The sequence below is a fragment of the Sorangium sp. So ce836 genome (genome assembly GCF_028553905.1).
Lineage (GTDB): Bacteria > Myxococcota_A > Polyangia > Polyangiales > Polyangiaceae > Sorangium > Sorangium cellulosum_D.
On sequence record NZ_CP102233.1, the window covers coordinates 8,340,643 to 8,361,830 of the forward strand.

19 protein-coding genes are annotated in these 21,188 nt (G+C 74.7%); 5 read left to right on the forward strand and 14 right to left on the reverse strand.

From position 1 onward, the window contains the following. Positions 1–14: 14 nt before the first annotated feature. The 3 genes from NQZ70_RS29990 to NQZ70_RS30000 all read right to left on the reverse strand — a co-directional run bounded on the left by NQZ70_RS29990 (position 15) and on the right by NQZ70_RS30000 (position 4,327). A complete protein-coding gene (locus tag NQZ70_RS29990; RefSeq protein ID WP_129577285.1) occupies positions 15–1,346 on the reverse strand; it encodes a hypothetical protein in 1,332 nt (443 codons plus the stop codon). A gap of 191 nt (positions 1,347–1,537) precedes the next feature. Continuing rightward, positions 1,538–2,458 (reverse strand): matrixin family metalloprotease, encoded by a 921-nt coding sequence (locus NQZ70_RS29995; RefSeq protein ID WP_272826015.1) that lies wholly within the window; start codon positions 2,456–2,458, stop codon positions 1,538–1,540. A 15-nt stretch (positions 2,459–2,473) separates the two neighbouring features. Further along, positions 2,474–4,327, reverse strand: coding sequence for a hypothetical protein (locus tag NQZ70_RS30000; RefSeq protein ID WP_129577286.1), 1,854 nt, complete (start codon positions 4,325–4,327; stop codon positions 2,474–2,476). 120 nt (positions 4,328–4,447) lie between these two features. Here NQZ70_RS30000 and NQZ70_RS30005 point away from each other — a divergent pair, with 120 nt between their 5' ends. Continuing rightward, positions 4,448–5,074 carry an FKBP-type peptidyl-prolyl cis-trans isomerase gene (locus tag NQZ70_RS30005; RefSeq protein WP_129577287.1) on the forward strand — a complete coding sequence of 209 codons (627 nt, stop codon included), beginning with the start codon at positions 4,448–4,450 and terminating at the stop codon, positions 5,072–5,074. A 39-nt stretch (positions 5,075–5,113) separates the two neighbouring features. Here NQZ70_RS30005 and NQZ70_RS30010 read toward each other — a convergent pair whose 3' ends face one another. The 3 genes from NQZ70_RS30010 to NQZ70_RS30020 all read right to left on the reverse strand — a co-directional run bounded on the left by NQZ70_RS30010 (position 5,114) and on the right by NQZ70_RS30020 (position 7,684). Next, the gene (locus NQZ70_RS30010) at positions 5,114–6,229 is read right to left on the reverse strand and encodes an alanine--glyoxylate aminotransferase family protein (protein ID WP_129577288.1); all 1,116 of its coding nucleotides are present in this window, start codon (positions 6,227–6,229) and stop codon (positions 5,114–5,116) included. A 48-nt stretch (positions 6,230–6,277) separates the two neighbouring features. After that, positions 6,278–7,135: a protein kinase domain-containing protein gene (locus NQZ70_RS30015; protein WP_237244168.1), complete on the reverse strand. Its 858-nt coding sequence runs from the start codon at positions 7,133–7,135 to the stop codon at positions 6,278–6,280. Between the two features lie 132 nt (positions 7,136–7,267). After that, a complete protein-coding gene (locus NQZ70_RS30020) occupies positions 7,268–7,684 on the reverse strand; it encodes a tellurite resistance TerB family protein (protein WP_129577289.1) in 417 nt (138 codons plus the stop codon). Positions 7,685–7,820: 136 nt separating this feature from the next. On the opposite strand from NQZ70_RS30020, the gene NQZ70_RS30025 reads away from it, so the two are divergent. Then, the gene (locus tag NQZ70_RS30025; protein WP_129581650.1) at positions 7,821–8,555 is read left to right on the forward strand and encodes a tetratricopeptide repeat protein; all 735 of its coding nucleotides are present in this window, start codon (positions 7,821–7,823) and stop codon (positions 8,553–8,555) included. 43 nt (positions 8,556–8,598) lie between these two features. On the opposite strand, the gene NQZ70_RS30030 is transcribed toward NQZ70_RS30025, so the two are convergent. Both NQZ70_RS30030 and NQZ70_RS30035 read right to left on the reverse strand, forming a co-directional pair. Then, the gene (locus NQZ70_RS30030; RefSeq protein WP_237244169.1) at positions 8,599–8,967 is read right to left on the reverse strand and encodes a hypothetical protein; all 369 of its coding nucleotides are present in this window, start codon (positions 8,965–8,967) and stop codon (positions 8,599–8,601) included. Between the two features lie 12 nt (positions 8,968–8,979). Further along, positions 8,980–9,336, reverse strand: a complete 357-nt coding sequence (locus NQZ70_RS30035; RefSeq protein WP_237244170.1) for a hypothetical protein — start codon at positions 9,334–9,336, stop codon at positions 8,980–8,982. Between the two features lie 187 nt (positions 9,337–9,523). Between NQZ70_RS30035 and NQZ70_RS30040 the strand changes: the two genes are divergently transcribed. Further along, complete coding sequence (locus NQZ70_RS30040; RefSeq protein WP_129577290.1) at positions 9,524–10,234, forward strand: nucleotidyltransferase family protein; 711 nt, start codon at positions 9,524–9,526, stop codon at positions 10,232–10,234. Here NQZ70_RS30040 and NQZ70_RS30045 read toward each other — a convergent pair. The 3 genes from NQZ70_RS30045 to NQZ70_RS30055 form a co-directional block, all read right to left on the reverse strand. Then, positions 10,223–11,368 carry a DegT/DnrJ/EryC1/StrS aminotransferase family protein gene (locus NQZ70_RS30045; protein WP_129577291.1) on the reverse strand — a complete coding sequence of 382 codons (1,146 nt, stop codon included), beginning with the start codon at positions 11,366–11,368 and terminating at the stop codon, positions 10,223–10,225. The genes NQZ70_RS30040 and NQZ70_RS30045 overlap by 12 nt on opposite strands. A 74-nt stretch (positions 11,369–11,442) precedes the next feature. Further along, the gene (locus tag NQZ70_RS30050) at positions 11,443–12,441 is read right to left on the reverse strand and encodes an SDR family NAD(P)-dependent oxidoreductase (protein WP_129577292.1); all 999 of its coding nucleotides are present in this window, start codon (positions 12,439–12,441) and stop codon (positions 11,443–11,445) included. Positions 12,442–12,588: 147 nt separating this feature from the next. After that, complete coding sequence (locus NQZ70_RS30055) at positions 12,589–13,020, reverse strand: hypothetical protein (RefSeq protein ID WP_129577293.1); 432 nt, start codon at positions 13,018–13,020, stop codon at positions 12,589–12,591. 112 nt (positions 13,021–13,132) lie between these two features. Between NQZ70_RS30055 and NQZ70_RS30060 the strand changes: the two genes are divergently transcribed. Both NQZ70_RS30060 and cysK read left to right on the forward strand, forming a co-directional pair. Beyond that, positions 13,133–13,993 (forward strand): endonuclease/exonuclease/phosphatase family protein, encoded by an 861-nt coding sequence (locus tag NQZ70_RS30060; protein WP_237244171.1) that lies wholly within the window; start codon positions 13,133–13,135, stop codon positions 13,991–13,993. 204 nt (positions 13,994–14,197) lie between these two features. Further along, entirely contained in the window at positions 14,198–15,088 is an 891-nt protein-coding gene (gene cysK / locus NQZ70_RS30065; protein WP_129581653.1) for a cysteine synthase A, read from the forward strand. Here the strand turns inward: cysK and NQZ70_RS30070 are convergent. The 3 genes from NQZ70_RS30070 to NQZ70_RS30080 are packed head-to-tail and all read right to left on the reverse strand — an operon-like array spanning position 15,076 to position 21,165. Further along, on the reverse strand, positions 15,076–16,680 hold the full coding sequence (locus NQZ70_RS30070) for a NuoM family protein (protein ID WP_272826021.1): 1,605 nt from the start codon (positions 16,678–16,680) through the stop codon (positions 15,076–15,078). The genes cysK and NQZ70_RS30070 overlap by 13 nt on opposite strands. Beyond that, complete coding sequence (locus tag NQZ70_RS30075; RefSeq protein WP_129577294.1) at positions 16,677–18,116, reverse strand: proton-conducting transporter membrane subunit; 1,440 nt, start codon at positions 18,114–18,116, stop codon at positions 16,677–16,679. The genes NQZ70_RS30070 and NQZ70_RS30075 overlap by 4 nt, the downstream gene beginning before the upstream one ends. Continuing rightward, complete coding sequence (locus NQZ70_RS30080; RefSeq protein ID WP_129577295.1) at positions 18,106–21,165, reverse strand: YbcC family protein; 3,060 nt, start codon at positions 21,163–21,165, stop codon at positions 18,106–18,108. Before NQZ70_RS30080 ends, NQZ70_RS30075 begins: the two co-directional genes overlap by 11 nt. Positions 21,166–21,188: the final 23 nt, after the last annotated feature.

A 21,188-nucleotide genomic window follows, 5' to 3' on the forward strand; every position in this document is an offset into this window, starting at 1 on the left:
TTGGGGGTGAGGGCTCAGCTCGCCGCGGCGGGCTGCTGCGCCTGGGAGCGCGCGCGGAGGCGCTGCTTGGCGGAAGGGCCGCCGGGGTGGCGGACCGAGGCGACGGCGCGATCCATGGCGTCGCGCCAGTAGCGTGCGACGTCCTCGCGGTCGGTGAGGAGCGCGTCGATGGGGCCGTGGTCGGTGTCGATCTCGACCGCGAAGCGGTCGCCGCGGGACTGCACACGGACGGCGTGGACCTCCCCCGCGGAGATGGCGGCCCCGAGCCTGCCCTCGGGGCGCAGATCGATCGCGCCGGTGCGGCTCACCCAGGGGGCGACGACGAAGCGGCCCGGCCCGAACGACGCCACCGGGGCGGAGCGCGCCGCATACCGGGACGAGAACCGGGCGACGCCGAGGAAGGCGTAGCCCGCCAGCGAGAGCAGGGCGGCGGCGCTGCCGACGCCGATCGCGATGCCGCTGTCGCCGGCGGAGGCGCTCCGCATGACCTGGACCCACAGGGCGAGCGCGGCGACGAGCAGCACGGCGCCGATGAGCGCGTTGCGGGTCGCGGACCCGCGCGGCCCCTGGCTCGCGTGGTCGCGCAGGACGAGGAGCTCCCCCTCGGTCCGGATCGCGAACCGCGCCAGCGCGGCGGCCGTCAGCGCGGGCGCCGGCGCTGGCTCCGGGAGGGGTCGCGGCGCGATCGCGCCGGGCGGCTCGGTCCCGCGCGCCGTGACCAGCGGGACGCGCAGCGCGGCCGCGAGCGGCGCCGCCACCGACTCGACGAGCGCCTCCGCCGGGCCGGGATCGAGGTCCTGCGCCTCGGCGACGAGCAGGCGCTGCGCCGCCACGGCGCGCGCGGGCGCCGGCGAGCGCGGGGGCGGGGCGAGCACGAGCCAGGCGGCGACGTGGGTCCGCTCGCGGGTGCACGAGGGGGCGGAGCAGCACGGCCCTTGCGCCGACGTCAACTCGACCCGCACCGCGTCGCGCGGCTCGGCCGCGCCGTCCCCTGCCCCAGCCGCCTCCCCTGCCCCGGCCGCGCCGGCGGTCCCGGACCGTGGCCGCCCGGCGCCCGCGAGCCGCATCGGCGCGAGCCGGAGGGCGCTGGCGCCGCGCTCGATCCGGAGCCAGACGGGGTCGCGCGGGGCCGGGCCGAAGCGCGCGTCCTTGTCGCGCTGCGGCGCGCCGAGCTCGGGCGCCGCGCGCAGGAGCAGCGGCGCGCCGTCGCCCTCTGCCGAGAGCGCGCGCGCCGCGCCGGCCGGATCGCCGAGCGGATCGAGGGCAGGAACGGCGCTGTCGGCCTCGAGGGAGCGGAGGGCACGCGCGACCTCCGCGTCGAATGCTGCGGTGCTCGGCTCGGGCATGGCGGGACGTTTGCCCCGGCTGCGCTGGGTTGTAAAGCGGGCGCGACCGCGCCGGGCGCTCGCTCTCTTGCCCCGGGCCCCTGCCACGGATCATGCGGCGCCGGCCGCCGTTCGCGCGGTGCGGGCCGCCGATCGCGCCGCGCCGGCCACCGTTCGCGCGGTGCCGGGCCCAATCCGCGCGGCATCGGCGGTCATTTGCGCGGCGTCGACCCAGCGCACCGGCGCCGGCGCGACAGCAGCGCGGCGAGCGCGGCGAGCGACAGCGCTCCCGGAGCGCCCGGCAGCCGGCCGCCACCCGAGCACGAGCAGCCGGCGTCGCGTCCCTCGGCGTCGTTCACGCCGCCGCTCTTCGGCCCATCCCCGGCATCCGGCGCCGCGCCGCCCCCGCCTGCGCCCCCGCCCCAGCCTGCGCTGCCGCCCCCCCCCGCGCCGCCGCCCCACCCCGCGCCGCCGCCCGAGCTCGCGACGGTCGTCCCGCCGATCGGGTAGAGCGCGCAGAGCCCCTCGATGTCGTCGCCCTCGAGGGTGCGCGCCGACGTGCCGCCCCGGTACGTCCCCAGCATCGTCGCGCCGCGCACGTTCGAGTGGCCGAGGCCGAGGAAGTGCCCTTCTTCATGGGTGGCGATCGACTGCAGATCGATGCAGTCGCCCTCGCCGCTGTCGTCCCAGCAGAAGCCCACGTTGTTGAACACCATGTCGGCGTCGTCGATGGCGCTGTCGGGATCCCAGACCGGCATCGTGACGGCGATGACCGAGTCGACCTGGCCGAGCTCGGCAGGCCAGCTGTCGCTGATCCAGAGGAACACGTTCCTGCCGTCGTCGAAGTCGTAGCCGGCGTCCGTGTCGCCGAGCAGCTCGGTCGCCCACGCCGTGCACGCAGGGCTCGACCAGGCCGCGAACCCGGCCTCGATGGCGGCGGCGGCGAAGCCGGAGAGCGGCGCCGGGATCGTCTTGTGGTTGATGTGGTAGCGGACCGGCAGCTCGCTCCAGCGGGGGACGACCTCGAGATCGAGCGGCGACCACGCCGCCGCCTCGCCGGCCCCGGCGAGCAGCGCCAGCGCGGCGGCGAGCGCCGCGACCGGCGCGAGCGCGGCCCGGGAGCCCCTCTTCATCCCCCCATCATCGTCTCATCGCCCCTGCGGCACCACCTCGAGCTCCTCGGGCGCCGCGCTCCCCTCGAGCGGCAACGTCACCTCCACCCCCTCGTGGACCGGCAGGGTCGCCGCGATGGGCCACGCGCGCGGCGCCCCGCCCTCGCCCGCCGCGACCTCGCGCAGCGTGACGCCGCGCAGCGGAGCCACGCCGCCGTTGAAGAGGCACGCGCGCAGCCGGCCCTCCGCCACCGCGACCGAGCACGGGACCACGTCGGCCGTCGCACGCCGGATCCGCTCGAGCTTCTCCTCCTCCCCGGACGCGGCGGGCAGGAGCGACAGGAGCGCGTCGCGGGCGCGCGGGTCGCGGAGCCAGGCGAGCATCATCGCCGCGTGGATGCGCACCACCCGGTAGCGCGCGCGCGTCAGCTGAAAGAACGCGTCCGGCGACGCAACCCCGGTCTCGCCGTCGAGCATGCCCGTCACCCCGGGCTCGATCTTGACCTCCGTCCCGGGCGCCTCGACATGCCACTTCACCGCGCGCCCCGGCGCGAGCGCGCCCTCCCAGAACAGCCCGCGCTCGGTGATCCCGGCGCGCTCGCCGCGGCGGTTGCGCCGCGCAAACGTGAGCAGCACGCGGAAGTCGCGCACGGGAGCGCCGCTGTTGTTGACGACCGCCAGCTCGAAGTCGTAGCGGCCGCGCGCCGGCCGCCGCGCGCGCCCGCCCCCGTCGACGCCGGCGTCGCCGGGCGCCGCGCCGGCGTCGCCCGACGCGGCCGCGCCCGGCTCCGCGCCGCTCTCGCCGGGCTCCGCCGCGGCCTCGTCGTCCTCCGCGCGGTCGCGCTTCAGGATCGGCGCGATCACCCCGGCGCCGTCGTCGGGCCCGGTCGAACCGAGGACGCTGAGGATGGGCACCCCCTGCTGCCAGAGCGGCGAGTCGGCGCGCTCGCAGAGGCAGTGCGGGAACGACGGCTCGGCGCGCTCCCGGGCCTCGCCCGCGAGGAGCGCGGCGGCGGCGCCGCGGGCCGCCGGCCCGACGCCGAGCGCCGCCTGCCGCTCGGCCGGCGGCAGGTCGCGGGGCGCCGCGAACCGCTGCACGAACGCCATCGTCGCCACGATGCCGACCACGGCGAGCGCCGCGGGCACGAGCACGCGCGCCCGGAGCGGGAGGGCGTCGAGCCCGTCCTCGCCGCCGCGCTCGCGCCCCGGCCGCGCGGCGAGCGGCGTCGGCCGGGGCGCGAACACGGGCGGCGCCGGCGCGCCGGGGGTCGAGGCCGCGAGCCGCTCCGACGCGAAGCCCATGCGGCGCGACAGCTCCTCCACGAGCGCGTCGCGCAGGCGGTCCGAGGGCGGCCCCCCCCAGGTCGCGAGCCGCGCGGCGAAGCGCAGCGCGAGCCACGTCGCGAGCGCTACGAGGAGCGCGAGCGACGCGGTGCCGAGCGGGCCGCTCGCGAGGTAGTCGGGCGACAGGGCGGCCGCGAGCACGCCGAGCGGCGCCGGCGCGACCCAGCTCGCGACGCGGGCGTGGACGCGCGCGCGGTAGGCGCTCTCCATGGCCTCCATCGCCGTCGGCGAGATCACGCCGGGCACGCCGGGGAGATCGCCCTCGAAGCGCGCGAGGACGAAGCAGTTGTGCGGCGAGCACGCGGACGGATCGAGCGCCACGCAGAGCGCCTTGCCGCGCCGGAACAGGCCGCGGATCGCGGTGTACGGGACCCCGAAGCGGACCGGCGCCGCCACGGCGCCCAGGGCGAACCCCTCGGCGTAGCCGGCGACGCGGACCAGCTCGACCTCGAGCTCCGCCTCGGCGCAGGTGAAGCGCACGGCGCCGACGGCGTTGGCGCCTCCCTCGGCGATCGCCAGGGCAGCGACGGAGAACGCGCGAGCCAAGGTGGCCGCACCCTAACCGCGCGGGCACGAGCGCTGCAACGAGAAACCCGGCCCGCCGGTGCCACGGACGCCGCGGGAGACCGTTGATCGGGCCGCGCCGGGTGCGTAAGACGTGGCGCCATGAAGCCTTTCCAAATCGTCCTCGCCCTCTCCTGCGCTGTCCTCCTCGGCCCGGTCGCGGGCTGCGAGGACAAGGTCCCCGAGCCGGAGCTGCCCCCCGGCAGCGCCGTGCCGAAGGTGCAGCCCGCCGTGCCGGAGCCGGCCGACCTCATCAAGGAGGACATCGTCGTGGGCACCGGCCAGGAGGCGAAGGACGGCGACAGGGTCCGCGTCCACTACACGGGGCGCCTGCTGAAGACCAACGCCGAGTTCGACTCGTCCGTCGGCCGGGAGCCGTTCGAGTTCACGATCGGCAACACCGAGGTCATCAAGGGCTGGGACCTGGGCGTGGTCGGGATGAAGGTGGGCGGCAAGCGCAAGCTCACGATCCCCTCGCGCCTCGCTTACGGCGAGTCGGGCAGCCCGCCGAAGATCCCGGGCAAGTCGACGCTCGTCTTCGACATCGAGCTGCTCGGCGTCGGCGACGCCGCCAACGACGCGGCCGCCCCCGCGGACGACAAGGCCGCAAAGACGAAGGCCGCCGCCGACAAGGCGGCCAAGCCGGCGGCCGACAAGGCGGCGAAGCCGGACGCGGCCAAGAGCGACAAGCCCGCCGCCGCGCCAGCCGAGAAGACCGAGGCGAAGTGAGCCGCGGTCGCCGCGCGACGTGAGCCGCGGGCGCCTGGCTCAGATGACGCGCGCGAGGGCCTTGAGAAAGATCTCGTAGACCTCGAGCGGGTACTCGCCCATGTGGAAGATCCTGAACAGCTGGTTCGAGAGCTTCCCCTGGGCCGCGTAGATCTCGAACACGTGGCCGTCGACCGGCTCGCTGGCGAGCCGGCCCGCCATTTCATCGTACGTCCTCCGCGCCGGCAGGTGCAGCGCCGTCCCGATCGACTGGAGCGGCATGTTCTCCCAGCGCGCGATCTTCAGCCCGAGCCGCTCGTAGCCCGGCCGCAAAATCGCGCAGCGCGCCTGGTAGACGGCGTGCCGCCCGGCGACGCCGCCGGTAGCGGCGAGGTGATCGAGCGCCGCGATCACCTGGCTCAGGCTCATCGGATCGATCGTGTACGGGTGCGCGCCGCCCTGCTGGGCGCGCCAGGTCTTGTGGAGCTCGAGGCTCGGGACGCGCGGGGGGATCCGCTCCATCTCGGCGAGCAGGTCCTTGCGGACCAGCGCCATGGTCAGGTTCGGGTGGCTGTGGAGGCCCTTGTTGCAGGAGCCCATCACCGCGGCGATGCCCGAGCCCTCGAGGGCCAAGGGCTCGACGAAGAGCGCGCTGATGCCGTCGACGAGCAGCTTCTTGCCGTATTTCCGGGCGAGCTCACCGACCTCGGGCACGGGGTTCAGCGTGCACGTCGACGTGCCGCCGTAGACCATGGCCACCGCGTCGACCTCGTTCGCCGCGAGGACGGCCTCGATCTTCGCCAGATTTGGGCGCTCGCCGTAGGGCAGGCACATGTCCAGGACCGGCTGGCCGAGCGCCCCGGCGAACTCGAAGATCCTGTCGCCGTAGGCGCCGTTCCGGACGACGAGGAGCCGCTCGTCGCGCCGCAGGCACGAGCCGAGCACGGCGGCCATCGCCGTCGAGCCCGAGCCCGTGAGGAGGATCGCCTCGTAGCCGGGCGCGCCGAGGGCCTCGACGATGCCGCGCCGGGCGCGGTCGAGCAGCGGCCGGAGCCGGGGTCCGCGCGGGACGATCGGGCTCTCCCCGTAGGTGCGCGAGACCTGGTTCACCGCGTCCGGCAGGTGGAACACCGCGGGCGTGAGCGAGACGACGCGTGGCGTGGCGGAGGCGACCATGCGGCGAGGTGTAGCCCGGAACGCGCGACGGGCGCAGCGGAGATTGCGCTACGCCCAGCGGAGCTGCCGCAGGTCGTCCCAGACGTCGCGCGCGGAGTAGTAGCGGTAAGCGTCGCGGCGGCGCAGCAGCTTGGCGATCACCTGGCTCAGCGGCGTGCCGAGCGCCTCGGCCTTCTGCCGCGGGGCGCCCTCGGCGATCTGCCGCGTGATCTCCTCGTAGGGGGCGTTCACGTCGATGGCCGGCTGGCCGGTGTGCATCTGGTACATGAGCAGCCCGAGCTGGTAGAGGTCGCTCTGCGTCGTCGTGTAGCCCGCCGTCACGAGCTCGGGCACGAGGATCTTCGGGTTTGCGACCTGCGGGCGGAACCAGCGGGTGACGCCGTCGAGCTGGTGGGCAACGCCGAAGTCGGTGAGCTTGACGAGCGGCTTGTGGTCGAGCTGGGAGATGAGCACGTTGCCCGCGTGCAGGTCGGCGTGCACGACGCCGTTGTCGTGCAGGTACTGCAGCGTCATGAGGAGCTGACGCGCGAGCTCCAGGAGCAGCGGCGGCTGGAACGGGGTGCCGAGCAGCGCCCGGAGGCTCGTGTCGCACCGCTCGAGCGCCAGGTAAAAGAGGTAGTTCACCTCGAACGCATCGTGGATGTAGACGATGTTCGGGTGGCGGAAGCTCTCCAGGCGGAGCATCTCGCGCGACCACTCCTCCTTGACGACCTGGTAGGGCTTGTTCGCCGGCCGCAGCATCTTCAGGGCGTACACCTGGTCGAACGGCCCGCTGCACTCGTAGACCGAGCCATACTGACCGTCGCCGATGAGCGCTCCGATCACGTAGGTGCCCCGGGTGGAGGTCAGCGCTGAGCCCGGCACGGGAAACGGGAGCAGGAAACTGCCAGTGGAGGACCAGGTCACGGCGGACGCCATCGTAACCGAAAACGACGGCGCCCGTTCACCCCGCGGCGCTCGCCTCGCCCTGCAGCGGCCCCCGCGGCAGGGTCGACCCCAGGGCGCCCCGGGCGCAGCGCGCCGCGGGCGGCCGGGCGCTCAGGAGGCGGCGAGCCTCCGCACGACGTCCGCCGCCTCGGTCTGATCGAGCTCGAGCGCCGCGGCGACGTCGAGGAGGAGCTCGCGCTCGCTGTTCCTGACGATCCCGTCGGCGACCACGACCTGGGCGGCCAGGGAGAAGGCGACCTTCCGCGCCTGCGGGGTGGCGAGCCGCTCCTTGAGCGACGCGAGCCGTGCGGCCCGCCCCTCCTTCTGGAGCTGCTCCACCACGGTGCGGATGAGCTCATCCATCGTGCTCTGGGGGATGCGGCGGTCCGTGAGCGACTCGACGCTCCGGGAGAAATGCACCTTCTCCTCCTGGCTGAACTCGCCGTCGGCGAAGGCCGCGAGGAACATCAGCTCCACGAGCGCCTCGAGGTTGGGCTCGTCGAGCGTTTGCAGCGGAGGAGGGCTCATGAGCGGCATCGGCTCCGTCTACACCGAGGCCCGGCCGGGGACCAGCCCGGAGCGTCCGCTCCCGTCAGCGCGTCCGGGACGAACGTAGCGGCGGGCAGCGTTGGGGGAGGTCGAGCGGTGTGTCATGAGTTCGAGCATGCACGTGCGCGAACTCGCCCAGATGCTCGTCGGCGCGCTCCTCCTCTGCGGCTGCGGCGGCGCGGCCGCGACCACGCCGCGCCACGCCGCGGAACCCACCCGGCCTGCCCCCGCGGCGGCGCCGCCCGCCGCGGCGCCGGCCGAGCCCCCCCCACCGCCGCTCCGGCTGCCCTGCGAGCGGGACGATCTCATCGGCTGCACGAACGGCTGCGCCGACCACCAGATCGAGGACTGCGTGACGCTCGGGTCGATGTACCTGGGCGGAGAGATCGTCTCGATCGACGTGGAGCGGGCCGTGGGGCTGTTCCAGGAGGCGTGCACGGAGGGGAGCGCGCGCGGCTGCCTGCGGCTCGGCGACGCGTACCACGACCGGCTCGCGCGCGCGGACGGGGGCGATGGGGCGAGCGATGCGGACGAGGCGGCGCTCTACTGGCACGCGCGCGCGTGCCACGCGGGCGCGAACCTCGGGTGCCTCGCGGCCGGCAGGGCCTACCTCCGCGGCCAGGGCGCCAGCGCCGATCCCGGGCGCGCGGCCGCGCTGTTCCAGCGCGTCTGCGAGCGCGGCAACGCCCTCGCCTGCGTCGAGCTCGGGCACCTCCACGCGCAGGGCGAGGGCGTAGAGCGCGACTCCCAGAAGGCGGTCGAGCTGTTCACGAAGGCGTGCAAGCTCGGCCTCGACGAGGGGTGCTTGCTGGCGAGCAAGTCCGGCGACGTCCTCCCGCCGCGCGAGTGACGCGCCCGCCGGCCGTCCGTCGGTCCGGCGGCCTCGCCTGGCGTCAGTCCGTCCGGCGCCGCTGAGCGATGTCCAGCGCCGCGGTGATCATCGCGGTGAGCTGCGTGTCCGAGACGGTCTCGGACGGGAGCACCACGAGCTCGGCGCCGATGCGCCGCGACAGCTCCATGAACCCCTCGGGATCGAACGCCCGCACGTCCTGGGTCATCACGATGGCCAGCGGGTGCAGCCACGCCGCGCTCCCGCGCAGCGACACGAGATCGCACGCGAGCAGGTCGGCGCCCTCGACGAAGACCAGCCGGCGGCAGCGCTCCGCGAGCTGCTCGCTCGCGCTCACGATCAGCACGACCGAGGCCGATGTCGTCCGCTTGCTGCGCCCCGCCGGGCGCGTGGGTAACTCTCGAGCGCTCATCAGCAGCCCAGGTCAACGAGCCAGGAGCGGGCGCCGGTAGGGGATGGGCCCGCCCCCCTGAGCCCGAGCCCGCGCGCGCTCCTCGTCGGCGACGGCGAGATCCATGACGAAGGAGCCGAATGACAGCCGGAAATCCCGGTCGTTCGGCTTTGTCGCGTAGAAGGCGAGCAGCGAGAGCACGCTCCCGATCTGCGCCGCGGCCGGGTCGTCCTCGCACGCGGAGAAGCGATCGGCGAGCGTGCAGAGCTGCCGGAACAGCGGGCCGCCCGGGTGCGGGCCGGCGCTGCACATGGCGAAGGTGCCGCTGCCGCGATATCCGAGCTTCCGGCGCTTCCTTCCGGGGGTACGGGACGGGGGTACCATCGTCATGATTGCTGCCCAAGCCGCCTGTGAAGGTTGAACCGCGCCGCGCAGGGGCTGACCTGCCGCGGGACGCTCTCCATCACTAAAGAGCAGCTGGAAGAGAGTCAATCGGAGAGGAAGCGGCGGGCCGGACGAGCGCGAAATTCTGCGGAATGGTCCCCCGTCCGAGCAGCGCGTGGGTATACGTCACCGCATGAAGGCAGTCGTGCTCGCCGGCGGCAAAGGCTCCCGGCTCCGCCCCTACACCGCCCTGATCCCGAAGCCGCTGATGCCGATCGGCGATCACACCATCGTCGAGATCCTCCTCCGGCAGCTCGCGCGCGCCGGGGTGACCGACGTGGTGATGTGCGTCGGCCACCAGGCCGCCCTCATCGAGGCGGTCGTCGGCGAGGGGAGCCGGTACGGGCTGCGCATCTCCTACCAGCGCGAGGAGGCGCCGCTCGGGACCGTGGGCCCGCTCCGGGTCATCGAGCGGGACCTGCCGGAGCGCTTCCTCGTGATGAACGGCGACATCCTCTGCGATCTCGACTTCGCGGCGCTCCACCGCACGGGCGAGTCGGCCGGATCGCCGCTCACCGTCGCGGTCTGCGAGCGCGCCTCGAAGATCGACCTGGGCGTGCTCGACCTCGGCCCGGAGGGGCGCGTCGTCGGCTTCCGCGAGAAGCCCACGTACACGTTCTGGGTCAGCATGGGTATCTACGCGATGAGCCGGGCCGTGCTCCGCTTCATCCCGGAGGGCCGGCCGTTCGGGTTCGACAACCTCATGCACGCGCTGCTCGACGCCGGCGAGCAGGTGGCCACCTTCCCCTTCCGGGGCCACTGGCTCGACATCGGCAGGAGCGACGACTTCGCCGAGGCGCAGGAGGAGTTCGAGGAGCACCGGCAGCGGTACCTACCGGAGTGACGCGGCGAGCGCCTCGCACACGGCGTCGACGTCGGCGTCCGGCATGCGCGGGTGCAGCGGGAGCGTGAGCTCGCGGCCGGCGATCGCGTCCGTGCGCGCGAGCCCCTCCTTGCGCACCCGGTCCGAGGCGCCGTGGTGCGAGAAGCGGTGGATCGGCGTGTAGTGCACGCTCGTCTGGACGCCGCGCGCCTTCATGGCCTCCATCACGGCCTCGCGCGAGGCGCCCTCGGGCAGGAGCACCGGCATGAGGTGGTGCGCGCTCTCCCCGACCCCGCGGGCGTAGAAGTCGCGGTACGGGAGCCCGACGCCCGGCACGCCGGCGAGGCGCTCGTGGTAGCGCGCCGCGAGCGCCCGCCGCCGCGCGTTGCCCGCCGCGAGCCGGCCGAGCTGCACGACGCCGATGGCGCTGCGGATCTCGTCGATGCGGTAGTTCATGCCCGCGGCCATCACGTCGTACGTGAAGGCGTGCCCCTTGTGCCGGTCGAGGGTCAGCGTCGTCATCCCGTGCGCGCGGAGGAGCCGCATGCGCGCGAGGAGCGCGTCGTCCTTCGCGATCACGGCGCCCCCCTCGCCGACCGCGAGGTTCTTGTTCGAGAAGAAGCTCAGGCAGCCGACGTCGCCCAGCGTCCCGAGCGCCCTGCCGCGGTAGCTCGCCAGCGGCGCGTGCGCCGCGTCCTCGACCACGGCGATCCCCCGCTCGGCCGCGATCGCGGAGATCGCGTCCATGTCGCAGGGATAGCCGGCGTAGTGGACGACCGCGATCGCCCGCGTCCTCGGGGTGATCTTGCGGGCGATGTCCGCGGGGTCGACCCCGAGGTCGCCATCGCCGACGATGTCGGCGAGCACGACGTTCGCGCCGCACAGGAGCGCGGCGTTGGCGGTCGCCACGAACGTGAGGCTCGGGCAGATCACCTCGTCGCCGGGGCCCACGGAGAGCGCCGTGTACGCGAGGTGCAGCGCGGCGGTGCAGTTCGTCACGGCGAGCACCCGCGGGGTGCCGAGCGCCTCGCCGAGCTTCTGCTCGAACTGCGCCGTCCGCTCCCCCATCGTCAGCCAGCCCGACGCGACGACCTCGCGCGCGGCCTCCGCTTCTTCAGGCCCGAACGAGAGATCGCTGAGAGGTATCTTCCACATGGCGTTCCATCCATCCCGCCGGCGGCGCGCGGCCGGCGCGCGGGGCGCCCGCCCTGCCGGCGCGGCGTCGTGCGTCAGATCGCGTACTCGCGGGGCCGGTAATCGGCGAGGTGGCGCTCGATATACGCGTACGTGCGCGCGAGCCCCTCCTCGAGCGGCACGCGGGGCGCGTAGCCGACGAGCTCCGCGGCGCGGCGGAAGTCGGCGAGCAGCACCATGACCTCGCTCGCGTCGGGGCGCACCCGGGCCCCGTCCGTCACGAGCTCCGCCCGCTTGCCGGTCACCTCGAAGATGAGCCGGACGAGATCGCCGACGGAGATGGCGCGCCCGCTCCCCACGTTGAGCGTCTGCCCCACGGCCCGCGCGCTCGAGCCGACGAGGAGGAAGCCGGCGACGGTGTCGGTCACGAAGTTGAGGTCCCGCACGGGCGCGGTGCTCCCGATGCGGATCGCGGCGCTCCCTGCGGCGAGCTGCTGCATCACGCTCGGGATGATCGCGCGCGACGACTGCCGCGGGCCGTAGGTGTTGAACGGCCGGATGGTCGCGACCTCGAGGCCGAAGGAGAGGTGATAGCTCTCGGCGAGCTTGTCGGCGCCGATCTTGGTGGCCGAGTACGGAGACTGGCCGGTCAGGGGGTGGGCCTCGTCGATGGGCGTGTAGCGCGCGGTGCCGTAGGTCTCGCTCGTCGAGGTGTGGACCACGCGCGCGCCGTGCTCACGCGCCGCCTCGAGGACGTTCAGCGTGCCCTGCACGTTCGTCGCCACGTATTGCTGCGGGGCCACGTACGAGTACGGGATCCCGATCAGGGCCGCGAGGTGGAACACGACGTCGGCGCCGCGCACGAGCGACCGGACCGCGCCCGCGTCCTCGACGTTGCCGGGGACGACCTCCACCTGCGCGAGGGCGTCCTCGGGGAGCCGGTCGAGGTGCCCGCGCCGCGAGCCCGACGTGTACCGGACGAGCGCCCGCACGCGCGCGCCCTCCCGGACCAGCGCCTCGACGAGGTGGCTGCCGATGAACCCGCCGGCGCCGGTCACGACGACGCGCTTGCCGCGATAGAAGCCTTCGCTCACGGCGCGTCCGTGGCCCCTGCGGGTGCGCGCGTCAAGCGCGTACCGAGGCGGCGCGCCGGTTCGCGCCCGGCGGCGCGGCACGGCGGCCTGCGCGGCGCCGCCGGGCAGCGCCGCCGCGGCGCTCGCGGCCCGGCGGTGCGGCCGCGATCACTGGATCTGGATCTGGTCGGTGGGCGTGTTGCCCGCCCCCTCGGTCGTGCCGAGCTCGCGGTGCACGCACAGCCCCTGCTTGCAGTAGGACTCCGGCGGGCTCTTGCAGTCGACCTTGGGCTCCTCGCACTTGCCCGTCTTGTAGCTGTCCGCGAGGGGCTTGATCTTGTCGAAGGTCGCATTGCTGATGGGCTTCGCGCAGCCCGGCCACTCGCTCTGGCGGCAGTCGGCGTCCGTGTTGCAGTGCTGCGCCTTGTTCACCATCTCGAAGGCGTCGCCGCGGAGCTTGTCGCACTCCTTCGGGTCCATCTTGCTCTCGCAGCCGGCGAGCAGCGCGAGCAGGAGCAGGCCCCCGGCCAGGCGGAGCGGGGTTCGAGATCGGGAGGAGGCCGTTCCAGGCCGCCCCCTTCGAGGAGCACACGCGATCATTCAGGGTTCTCCCGGTCAAGATCGCCCTTCCGCGCCGGAAGGGGAGCGGCTTGCGCCGGGCCCCTTCGTATCACGGCTGGATTCGGACGCGCAGCTGGCGTAGCCCGTCGGTATGGATCGTCCTCTAGAAGTCTCCGGGGCCGGCGGCGCCGCGCACGACGGCTCCGGCGCGGCTGCCCGGAGCTCCCTGCGGGTGCTCACCCTGAACATCTGGAACCGCCACGACCCGTGGGAGGCGCGCCTCGCCCTCATCCGGAAGGGGCTTCGCGAGCTCGCTCCCGACGTGGTCGGGCTCCAGGAGGTGATGTCGTACGAGGGCCGGTCGCTGGCCGACGACATCGCCGAGGGGCTCGGCTACGAGATCGCGTTCGGCGCGGCGCACGACCTCGGCGGCGGCGTGCTCTTCGGCAACGCGGTGCTGTCGCGCTGGCCGATCGGGCGGAGCCAGGCGTTCCCCTTGCCCACGGGCGAGACCGACCAGAAGCGCTCGATCCTGCTCGCCGAGCTCGCGTCGCCGCGCGGCGTGATCCCGTTCTTCGTCACCCACCTGGACTGGCAGTTCGACCACGGCGTCGTGCGCGAGGCGCAGGTCGCGGCCGTGGCCGAGATCGTCATGCGCGAGGCGCCCATGGCGGGCCTGCCGCCCATCGTGGTCGGCGACTTCAACGCGCAGCCCGAGGCCGCGGAGATCCGGTTCATGAAGGGGCTGCAGAGCCTGAACCAGAAGAGCGTGTACTTCGCCGACACCTTCGAACAGGCGGGCAAGGGGCGCGGGTTCACCTTCGATCCTGTGCGGAACCCGTTCGCGGCCATCACGAAGGAGTACCCGCGCCGCATCGACTACATCTTCGTCCGGGGCGCGGACGAGCAAGGCCGCGGCAAGCCGCTCTCGTCGCGGGTCGTCTTCGAGGAGATCGAGGACGGCGTCGCCGCCTCGGATCACTACGGGGTGCTGTCGGAGATCTCGATCTAACGCCGCGCGCCAGCGATCCCTGGCGGGATTTCTGGGGCACGGAGCGCGTCAGGGCCGGGGCCTCCTCGAGGATGCCCTGTTCACGTGTACACTGGCGTCATGTCGTCCCCTCGAGCCCCGGGCGGCGGCCCGCCGAGCCCGCCCGACGCTCCCGGCGAGCGCTCGGCTCCCTCGCCCGCTGCCCCCGTGCGCGTCGGTCCGGTCGTGCCGGACGCGCTGTCGCTCATCGGCGGCACGCCGCTCGTCCGCCTCGCCCGGATCTCGCCCGAGGGGGGCGGCGTCATCTACGGCAAGCTCGAGTCGATGAACCCGGGCGGCAGCGTCAAGGACAGGGCCGCGCTCGGCATGGTGCTCTGCGCCGAGCGCGAAGGGGCCCTCGGGAAAGGGTCGACCATCGTCGAGGCGACGAGCGGCAACACCGGGATCAGCCTCGCGATGATCGCCGCCGTGCGCGGCTACCGCTGCGTGGTGGTCATGCCCGAGGACATGAGCGTGGAGCGCCGGCACATCCTCCGCGCCTACGGCGCCGAGATCGTCCTCACGCCCGAGGGCCAGGGCATGGCCGGCGCGGTCGCCCGCGCGATCGAGATCTGCCAGGCGACCCCCGGCGCCTGGATGAGCCAGCAGTTCCAGAACCCGGCGAACCCCGGCGCGCACGCGCGCGCCACGGGCCTCGAGATCCTCGAGCAGACCGGCGGCGACATCGCGGCGTTCGTCGCCGGCGTGGGCACCGGCGGCACCCTGACCGGCTGCGGGCGCGTGCTCCGGGATCGGCTCGGCGCCGCGGTCCGCATCTGCGCCGTCGAGCCGGCGAAGAGCGCCGTGCTCTCGGGCCGAGGCCCCGGCGCCCACGGCATCCAGGGCCTCGGCCCCGGCTTCGTGCCGGCGATCCTCGAGCGCTCGCTGATCGACGAGATCCTCACCGTGACCGAGGCGGGCGCGTCCCGCATGGTGCGGCGGCTCGCCCGCGAGGAGGGCCTCCTCGTCGGGCCGAGCTCGGGCGCCAACGTCCACGCCGCCGTGGAGATCGCGCGCAAGGTGCACGGCACGATCGTGACCGTCCTGCCCGACTCGGGGGAGCGCTACCTGCTCTGAGCCGCGCCCGGCCCCGGCGCGCGCTGCGCGCCCGCGAGGCCCGCCGTGACGCCCGCCCTCGCGGACGAGGAGCCCTGGCCAGCATCGGCGACGGCGCGGCGGCTCGCCGCCGCCGAGGCGCGCGCCGCCGCGGCGCGGGCGACGCCGTGGAGGACCTGGTCGACCATCGGCTCGTGCAGCGCGAGCAGCCGCCCCGGCGCGACGCCGAGCACCACGGTGAGCGCCACCGTCGCCAGCAGGAACGCCCGCTCGCGGAACAGGAGCGCCTCCAGCGAGGCGCCCTGCAGGTCGCGCCGCAGCGGGCCCAGGAAAACGCGCTGGAACGCGCGGAACAGCGTGATCCCGTTGAGCGCCGCCGCCGTCAGCGCCAGCACCGAGAGCACGGGATGGATGTGCAAAATTCCGTGCAGGAGCAGGTCCTCGCTCACGAACGAGAGCGCCCCCGGCATCCCGATCGCCGCGCACGCGAGCAGGAAGAAGAAGGCGGCCATGCGCGGCGTCCGGGCCACGAGGCCGCCGAGCGCCCGCGTGTCTGCCGTGCCAGCGCGCGCCTCCAGCGCTCCGACGACCATCGCGAGCCCGGTGAGCGCGATCGATGATGCGACGCTCTGGAGGAGCGCGCCGCTCACGCTCTCCCGGCTCAGCGAGGCGAGCCCGAGGAGCACGAGCCCCTTCTGGCTCGCCACGAGGTAGCCGAGCATCCGGCGCAGATCGGTCTGGACGAGCGCGAGCACGGCGCCGTGCAGGGCGCTGACCAGGCCGAGGACGGCGAGGATGGGCATGCCCTCGGCGCAGCCCGCGGGCAAGAGCGCCGCGCCGACGCGCAGGAGCACGCAGACGCCGACCTGCATCTCGGCGAGCAGGACGGTGACGCCGAGCGGCCCGCGCTCGAGCAGCACGGGCAGCCAGCCGTGGAACGGCACCGCGGCCATGCGCATCAGCACGGCGATCCCGACGAGCGCGAAGAGCGGCGACTGCCACGCCTCGGGGACGCCGGCGCGGGAGATCTCGTCGATGTCGAACGGCAGGGCCGCCCCGCGGCGCGCGGCGAGCACCGCCATGGCGCCGATCGCGAGGGCGAGCGGCGCCGTGCCGCCCAGCAGGAAGATGCGGCAGGTGCGCCGGAGGAGCGGGTCCGGGGCGCCGCCCTTCCTGGCGATCAGGCGCTCGATCGGCACCAGCGCGGCGATCCACGCCGTCGCGAGCACCGCGAGATCGAGCGCGCAGAAGACGCCGAGGATGGCGCTCCCGGTGGCGAGCAGCGCCGTGGCGGCCGGCCGGTCGACCGCGGCGCGCGGACCCGCGGCGACCAGGGCGAGCAGGACGAAGCCGAGCAGCGGGAGCAGGGCGATGGTGTAGCCGTCGACGCCGAGCCGGAGGCGCGCGCCGAGGAGCGGCAGGGCGGGCCCCCCGGCGGCGAGCGCGACGCCGGCGCGCGAGAGCGCGAGCGGCGCGAGCGAGAGGAGCAGGGTGAGCGCCGCGCCGACGACGGCCGCGCGGCGCGCGCCCTCGTCGCTGCGCGACCGGGAGGCGAAGAGCGCCGCGACCGCCGGCGTGAGGACGAGCGCCCCGAGGAGCGGAAAGGCGCTCATGTCCGCGCCCCCTTCCGGTCGCTCGCGGCGGGCTCGAAGGCCATCGCGCGCTCGGGCGCGCCGGGCGCGTGCTCGTCCGGCTCCCCCGGCTCGGCGGCGGCGCGCTCGGGCCAGCCGCTCAGCGCCGCCACCCACCGGCGCTCGATCCGGTCGAGCACGCGCCCGACGCGCATCAGCGGCGCGGCGACGAGCCGCTCCTGCAGCGCCTCGAGGTGGAAGCGATCGAGGGAGAGCCAGTACGCGCGCCGCACGAGCGCCGCCGGCAGCACGCGGGCGGCGAGCCCGAGGGGCGGCAGCGGCTCGCCGGCGTGCGCGGCCCGGATCTCCTGCGCGTCGCGGAGCGCCGACGGGGCGCGCAGCATCTGGAGGCAGCGCAGGCACGCGTGCGCGAACAGGTGGACGAGCGCGAGCCAGTAGAGCCCGAGCCCGATCTCCACGAACATGAGCCCCACCTGCGTCATCGTCGCGTGCGCCAGGGCGCTCTTCACGTCCGCCTGCACGCGCCCCACCATCGTGCCGTAGACGGCCGTCGCCGCCCCGACGCAGGCGATCACCGCGCTCGCGGCCGGCGAGCGCTGGAGCAGCGGGGCCACGCGCAGCATCAGGTACACCCCCGCGTGCACCGAGATCGCGCCGTAGAAGAGCGCGCTCGACGGCGTCGGCCCCTCCATGGCCCGCGGGAGCCAGCTCCCCAGCGGGAACTGCGCGCTCTTGCCCATGGCGGCGAGGAACAGGCACAGCGCGAGCGCCGTGGCCGCGCCGGGGCCGAGCGACGCCGCGGCCCCGGGCCAGGGGGCGCCGCCGAACACCTCGCCCCACTGCGAGGAGTGGGCGAGATCGTGCATGAGCACCGCGCCCCCGAGCAGCCCGACGTCGCAGAGCCGGTAGGTGATGAAGACGCGCACCGCGGCCCGCGGCGGCGCCTCGCGCTCGTGGAAGAAGGCCACGAGCAGCACGCTCGTCACGCCGACGAGCTCCCAGCCGGCGAAGAGCAGGTCGACGGTGCCCGCCGACACGAGCGCCAGCATGCCCGTCGAGAACAGCGCGAGGAGCAGGAAGAACCGCGCGAACCCCGGCTCGCGGTGCAGGTACGCCACCGAGAACCGGCCGACCGTGAGCGCGATCAGCGAGACGAGCACCATCATCGTCGCCGACAGCCGATCGACGAGCAGGACGAGCTCGAACGCGTAGCTCCTGGTCTCGAACCAGTGGCCGAGCTTCACCGGGAGGAACGCGTAGGGCGCCGCGACGGCCGAGCCCCAGATCGCCAGCGACGCCGCGAGCGAGACCGAGAGCGCGGACAGCACGGCGCGCGACACGACGCGCTCGCTCGGCGTGCGGAGGAGCAGCAGGTAGGCCCCGAGCGCCGCGAAGGCCGCCGCCGGGGAGAGCACAGCGAGCGCGGCGAGCTCGCCGAGCAGCACGTCAGACAGCATGGTGGGCGACCTCGCGTGGCCGCGTGGACGCGGCGCGGATGAGCGCAGGCGGGACGAAGCCGGACCGCCCGGCGTACCAGTCGGCGGAGCGCTGGACCTCGGGCAAAGGATCGTCCGGGGGCGAGAACGGCGCGAAGCCGTCCCCTGTGAAATGCGCGATCCGGCGCGTGTCCGGATCGACGCAGGCGAGCTGGATCCAGCCGTTGCAGATGAGCTCGCGCAGGGCCGGCTGCCGCGCGCAGAGCGCGGCGGCCGTCTCCGCGCTCGCCTCCACGATGACGAGCAGGCGCACCGGCTCGTGGATCTCGATCATCTGCTTCGGCAGCCCGGTGCGCAGGTCGCTCAGCGATCCCTCCATGACCCCGAGCAGCGAGACCAGGTTGTGCGGCAGCTTGGTGCCGGCGCCGTAACGGCGGTTGTCGACGCAGGAGAAGTAGTACTCGAGGTTGATCCCCGCCCCGACCGGGCCGACCGCGAGCAGGACGCGCTCGAGGATCGCGCCGCTCGGGTCCTGGGTCGGGTCGTACGAGACGAGGAACGCCCTGCGGTCCAGGAACAGCCCGCGGGTGAGCGCGCGGCGGCCGACCACGCAGACGGCGTTGGTCACGTGCCCGAGCTCGGGCCGGGCCTCGCTGAGGTCGGCGGCGCGCGCCTCGACGTGCGCGAGCGCCCGCGCGGGGCCGGCCTCGGCCGGCGCCGACGCGAAGCGACGGCAGCGCTCGTGCGCGTGCAGCGCGCGCGCCGCGTCCAGGGCGCTGGAGAGCGCCGCGAGCTCGGCGCGGTGCGACGCCGGCGCGAGGTGCTGGTCGTAGAGGACGATCTCGTCCGTCGTCGTGTTGTTCATGCCGCCGACGAAGAAGGTCCCGTCCGGGATGTCGATCCCCCGGCCGCGGAGCAGGGCGCGGACCTCGGGGTCGTTCGCCATGGCCGCGAACAGCCGCGCGTTCGGGCCGCCGTGGCGGCCGCCGCAGGCGCCGCAGTCGTACGCCGACTGGTGCGGGTTGTTCACGCTGGTCGATCCGTGGCCGAGCACCGCCGCGATCGGCGCGAAGCCGCGGGTGAGCCCCATGTTCTCCAGCGTGACGGCCACCCGGGCCGCCTTCTCCGCGGCGGTGAACGGCCGCCCCGCGCCGGCCGCGGCGGATCCCTCGTCGTGCGGGCTGAGGAGCCGCGTCGGCACGGCCGGGAGCAGGCGCCGCTCGAGCGCGCGGCGCAGCCGCGCCGTCGCCCGAGGAAACAGGACGCGTCCCAGGAGCGGGATCGTGGAGAGCAGGCCGAGGGTCGGCGTGAGGAGCACGCCGCGCGCCAGGGTGTGCGAGCCGCGCCCGAGCGTGTGCAGGAGCCGCGCCCAGCGCCTGCGGCGGGCCTGTCTTCGGCGGCCCGCCTCCTCCTCGTGCGGCCGCTCGACGATCTCGTGCGCCGGCTCCACCCCGACCGGGCACAGGCTCGCGTGGCCGGCGTCGTCGAGCCCGCGGTAGCGGATCGGCACGCCGAAGAACCCGGCCACGCCGAAGGTCTCGTGCCGCGGCGAGAGCTCCTCGAAATGCCGCCGGAGCCCCTCGCAGCGATCGTCGATGCAGAACGCGACCTGGAAGCGGGGCTCCTTCACCGCGCGCTCCTCCTCCGGGCGGCGCAGGCTCACGGCGATCCCGTGCAGCGCCTCGACCCGGTGGTGATGCTCGTAGGCCTCGTGCAGGACGCGGCGCCGCGCGAACGCGTCGAACGCCTCGAGCGCCGACAGCGCCCAGACGCGATCCGCCACAGGCAGCGGCTCGATCTCGGCGGCCGACAGGCCGGCGAGCTGCGCGAGCTGAAACAGGCGGAACGGCCGATCGTGGTCGGGCGAGCAGGGCGGCGGCGCCGGCGGCCGCGCGGCGCGCCGGGCGTGCTCGACGAGCCCGGCGAGGGGCCCCGCGTAGCCGAGCCGCCGGCGCGCGACGTCGCGCAGCGCGTACCGGGCGAGGGTCAGGCGGACGGCGAGGTACTCGACCAGCGACGCGGGCGGCGATCCCGGGGGCCGATCGCTCGGCGTGTGCTCGAGGCGGTGGATCATGCCGGCCCAGCCCGGGAGCTCGAGCAGCACGCGGGTCACGTATCCCTCCCAGCGAGCCTCGGGCACCCCGAGCTCGTCGAGGGCGCGGACCGCGATCGCGGGCGGCGGGAGCCCTGCCGCGTCGAGCTGACGGAGCTCCTCGTCGAGCCCCTGGAAGGCCGGGGCAGCGAGCCGCGCGCCCTCGAGCGCCATGTCGCGGAAGCAGCGCCACAGCCCCTGCGCTCGATCGGGCATCGCCCAGTGCGCGACGCCCTCGTCGAAGAAGGCGGCGAGGAGCCGGATCAGGAGCGGATCGACGAGCTCGGCCGGATCCTCGCCGGCCAGCGCGAGCAGCAGATCGCGGTGCGACCGGCCTTCGCCCACGCGGTCGACGAGCGGCGGCTCCGCGGGCGGGGCGGGCGGCAGCTGCACGGCGCGGCACGCGTCCCAGAGCGCGAGCGCGGCGCGCGGCTCCGGATCGAGGCCGCCCTGGTCGCGGAGGCGCGCCGCGGCCTCGGGGCGCGCCTCGAGCCAGCGCTCCGTGCTCTCCAGGATGCGCCGGCGCCGCTCGACGGGGACGTCGGCCCGGAGCCTCCGCGTCTCCCCCGCCTCGGAGATGCGCCACGCGAGGCCCGCCGCGGTCTCCGCCTCGATCGGATGGCGCAGCGCGAGCCGCTCGATCTCGTGCCGGGACAGCGGACCTCGCCGCTCGTCCGGGAGCGCGGCGAAGCGCGCGGCGAGGGCCGCCTCGAGGTCCTCGTCGCCGATCCGCCCCGAGGCGATGTGCGCGCGGTAATCCGCCTCCGAGAGGTACGGCTCGGCCTCGAAGACGGCGCTCGCCGCGGCGAGCGCGTCGTGGAACGGCAGGTGCTGGAATGCGTGCAGCGTGTTGTGGTGGACGAACACGCCGATGGGCCCCTGCGCTGGCAGGAGGTGCCCGGCGTGGTCGACCACGTCGCCGAGGCGCGCCTGTCGGGCGGCGCTCGCGCGGAGATCCTGAGAGAGCTCGCTGTCCATGGCGATCCCGGAGATAAGGTGGT

Bases quoted from the DNA above. Each gene is read 5' to 3' on its own strand.
- NQZ70_RS29990 (WP_129577285.1), bottom strand. From the start codon at position 1,346: ATGCCCGAGCCGAGCACCGCAGCATTCGACGCGGAGGTCGCGCGTGCC.
- NQZ70_RS29995 (WP_272826015.1), bottom strand. From the start codon at position 2,458: ATGAAGAGGGGCTCCCGGGCCGCGCTCGCGCCGGTCGCGGCGCTCGCC.
- NQZ70_RS30005 (WP_129577287.1), top strand. From the start codon at position 4,448: ATGAAGCCTTTCCAAATCGTCCTCGCCCTCTCCTGCGCTGTCCTCCTC.
- NQZ70_RS30010 (WP_129577288.1), bottom strand. From the start codon at position 6,229: ATGGTCGCCTCCGCCACGCCACGCGTCGTCTCGCTCACGCCCGCGGTG.
- NQZ70_RS30020 (WP_129577289.1), bottom strand. From the start codon at position 7,684: ATGAGCCCTCCTCCGCTGCAAACGCTCGACGAGCCCAACCTCGAGGCG.
- NQZ70_RS30025 (WP_129581650.1), top strand. From the start codon at position 7,821: ATGCACGTGCGCGAACTCGCCCAGATGCTCGTCGGCGCGCTCCTCCTC.
- NQZ70_RS30030 (WP_237244169.1), bottom strand. From the start codon at position 8,967: ATGAGCGCTCGAGAGTTACCCACGCGCCCGGCGGGGCGCAGCAAGCGG.
- NQZ70_RS30035 (WP_237244170.1), bottom strand. From the start codon at position 9,336: ATGACGATGGTACCCCCGTCCCGTACCCCCGGAAGGAAGCGCCGGAAG.
- NQZ70_RS30040 (WP_129577290.1), top strand. From the start codon at position 9,524: ATGAAGGCAGTCGTGCTCGCCGGCGGCAAAGGCTCCCGGCTCCGCCCC.
- NQZ70_RS30045 (WP_129577291.1), bottom strand. From the start codon at position 11,368: ATGTGGAAGATACCTCTCAGCGATCTCTCGTTCGGGCCTGAAGAAGCG.
- NQZ70_RS30055 (WP_129577293.1), bottom strand. From the start codon at position 13,020: ATGATCGCGTGTGCTCCTCGAAGGGGGCGGCCTGGAACGGCCTCCTCC.
- NQZ70_RS30060 (WP_237244171.1), top strand. From the start codon at position 13,133: ATGGATCGTCCTCTAGAAGTCTCCGGGGCCGGCGGCGCCGCGCACGAC.
- NQZ70_RS30070 (WP_272826021.1), bottom strand. From the start codon at position 16,680: ATGAGCGCCTTTCCGCTCCTCGGGGCGCTCGTCCTCACGCCGGCGGTC.
- NQZ70_RS30075 (WP_129577294.1), bottom strand. From the start codon at position 18,116: ATGCTGTCTGACGTGCTGCTCGGCGAGCTCGCCGCGCTCGCTGTGCTC.
- NQZ70_RS30080 (WP_129577295.1), bottom strand. From the start codon at position 21,165: ATGGACAGCGAGCTCTCTCAGGATCTCCGCGCGAGCGCCGCCCGACAG.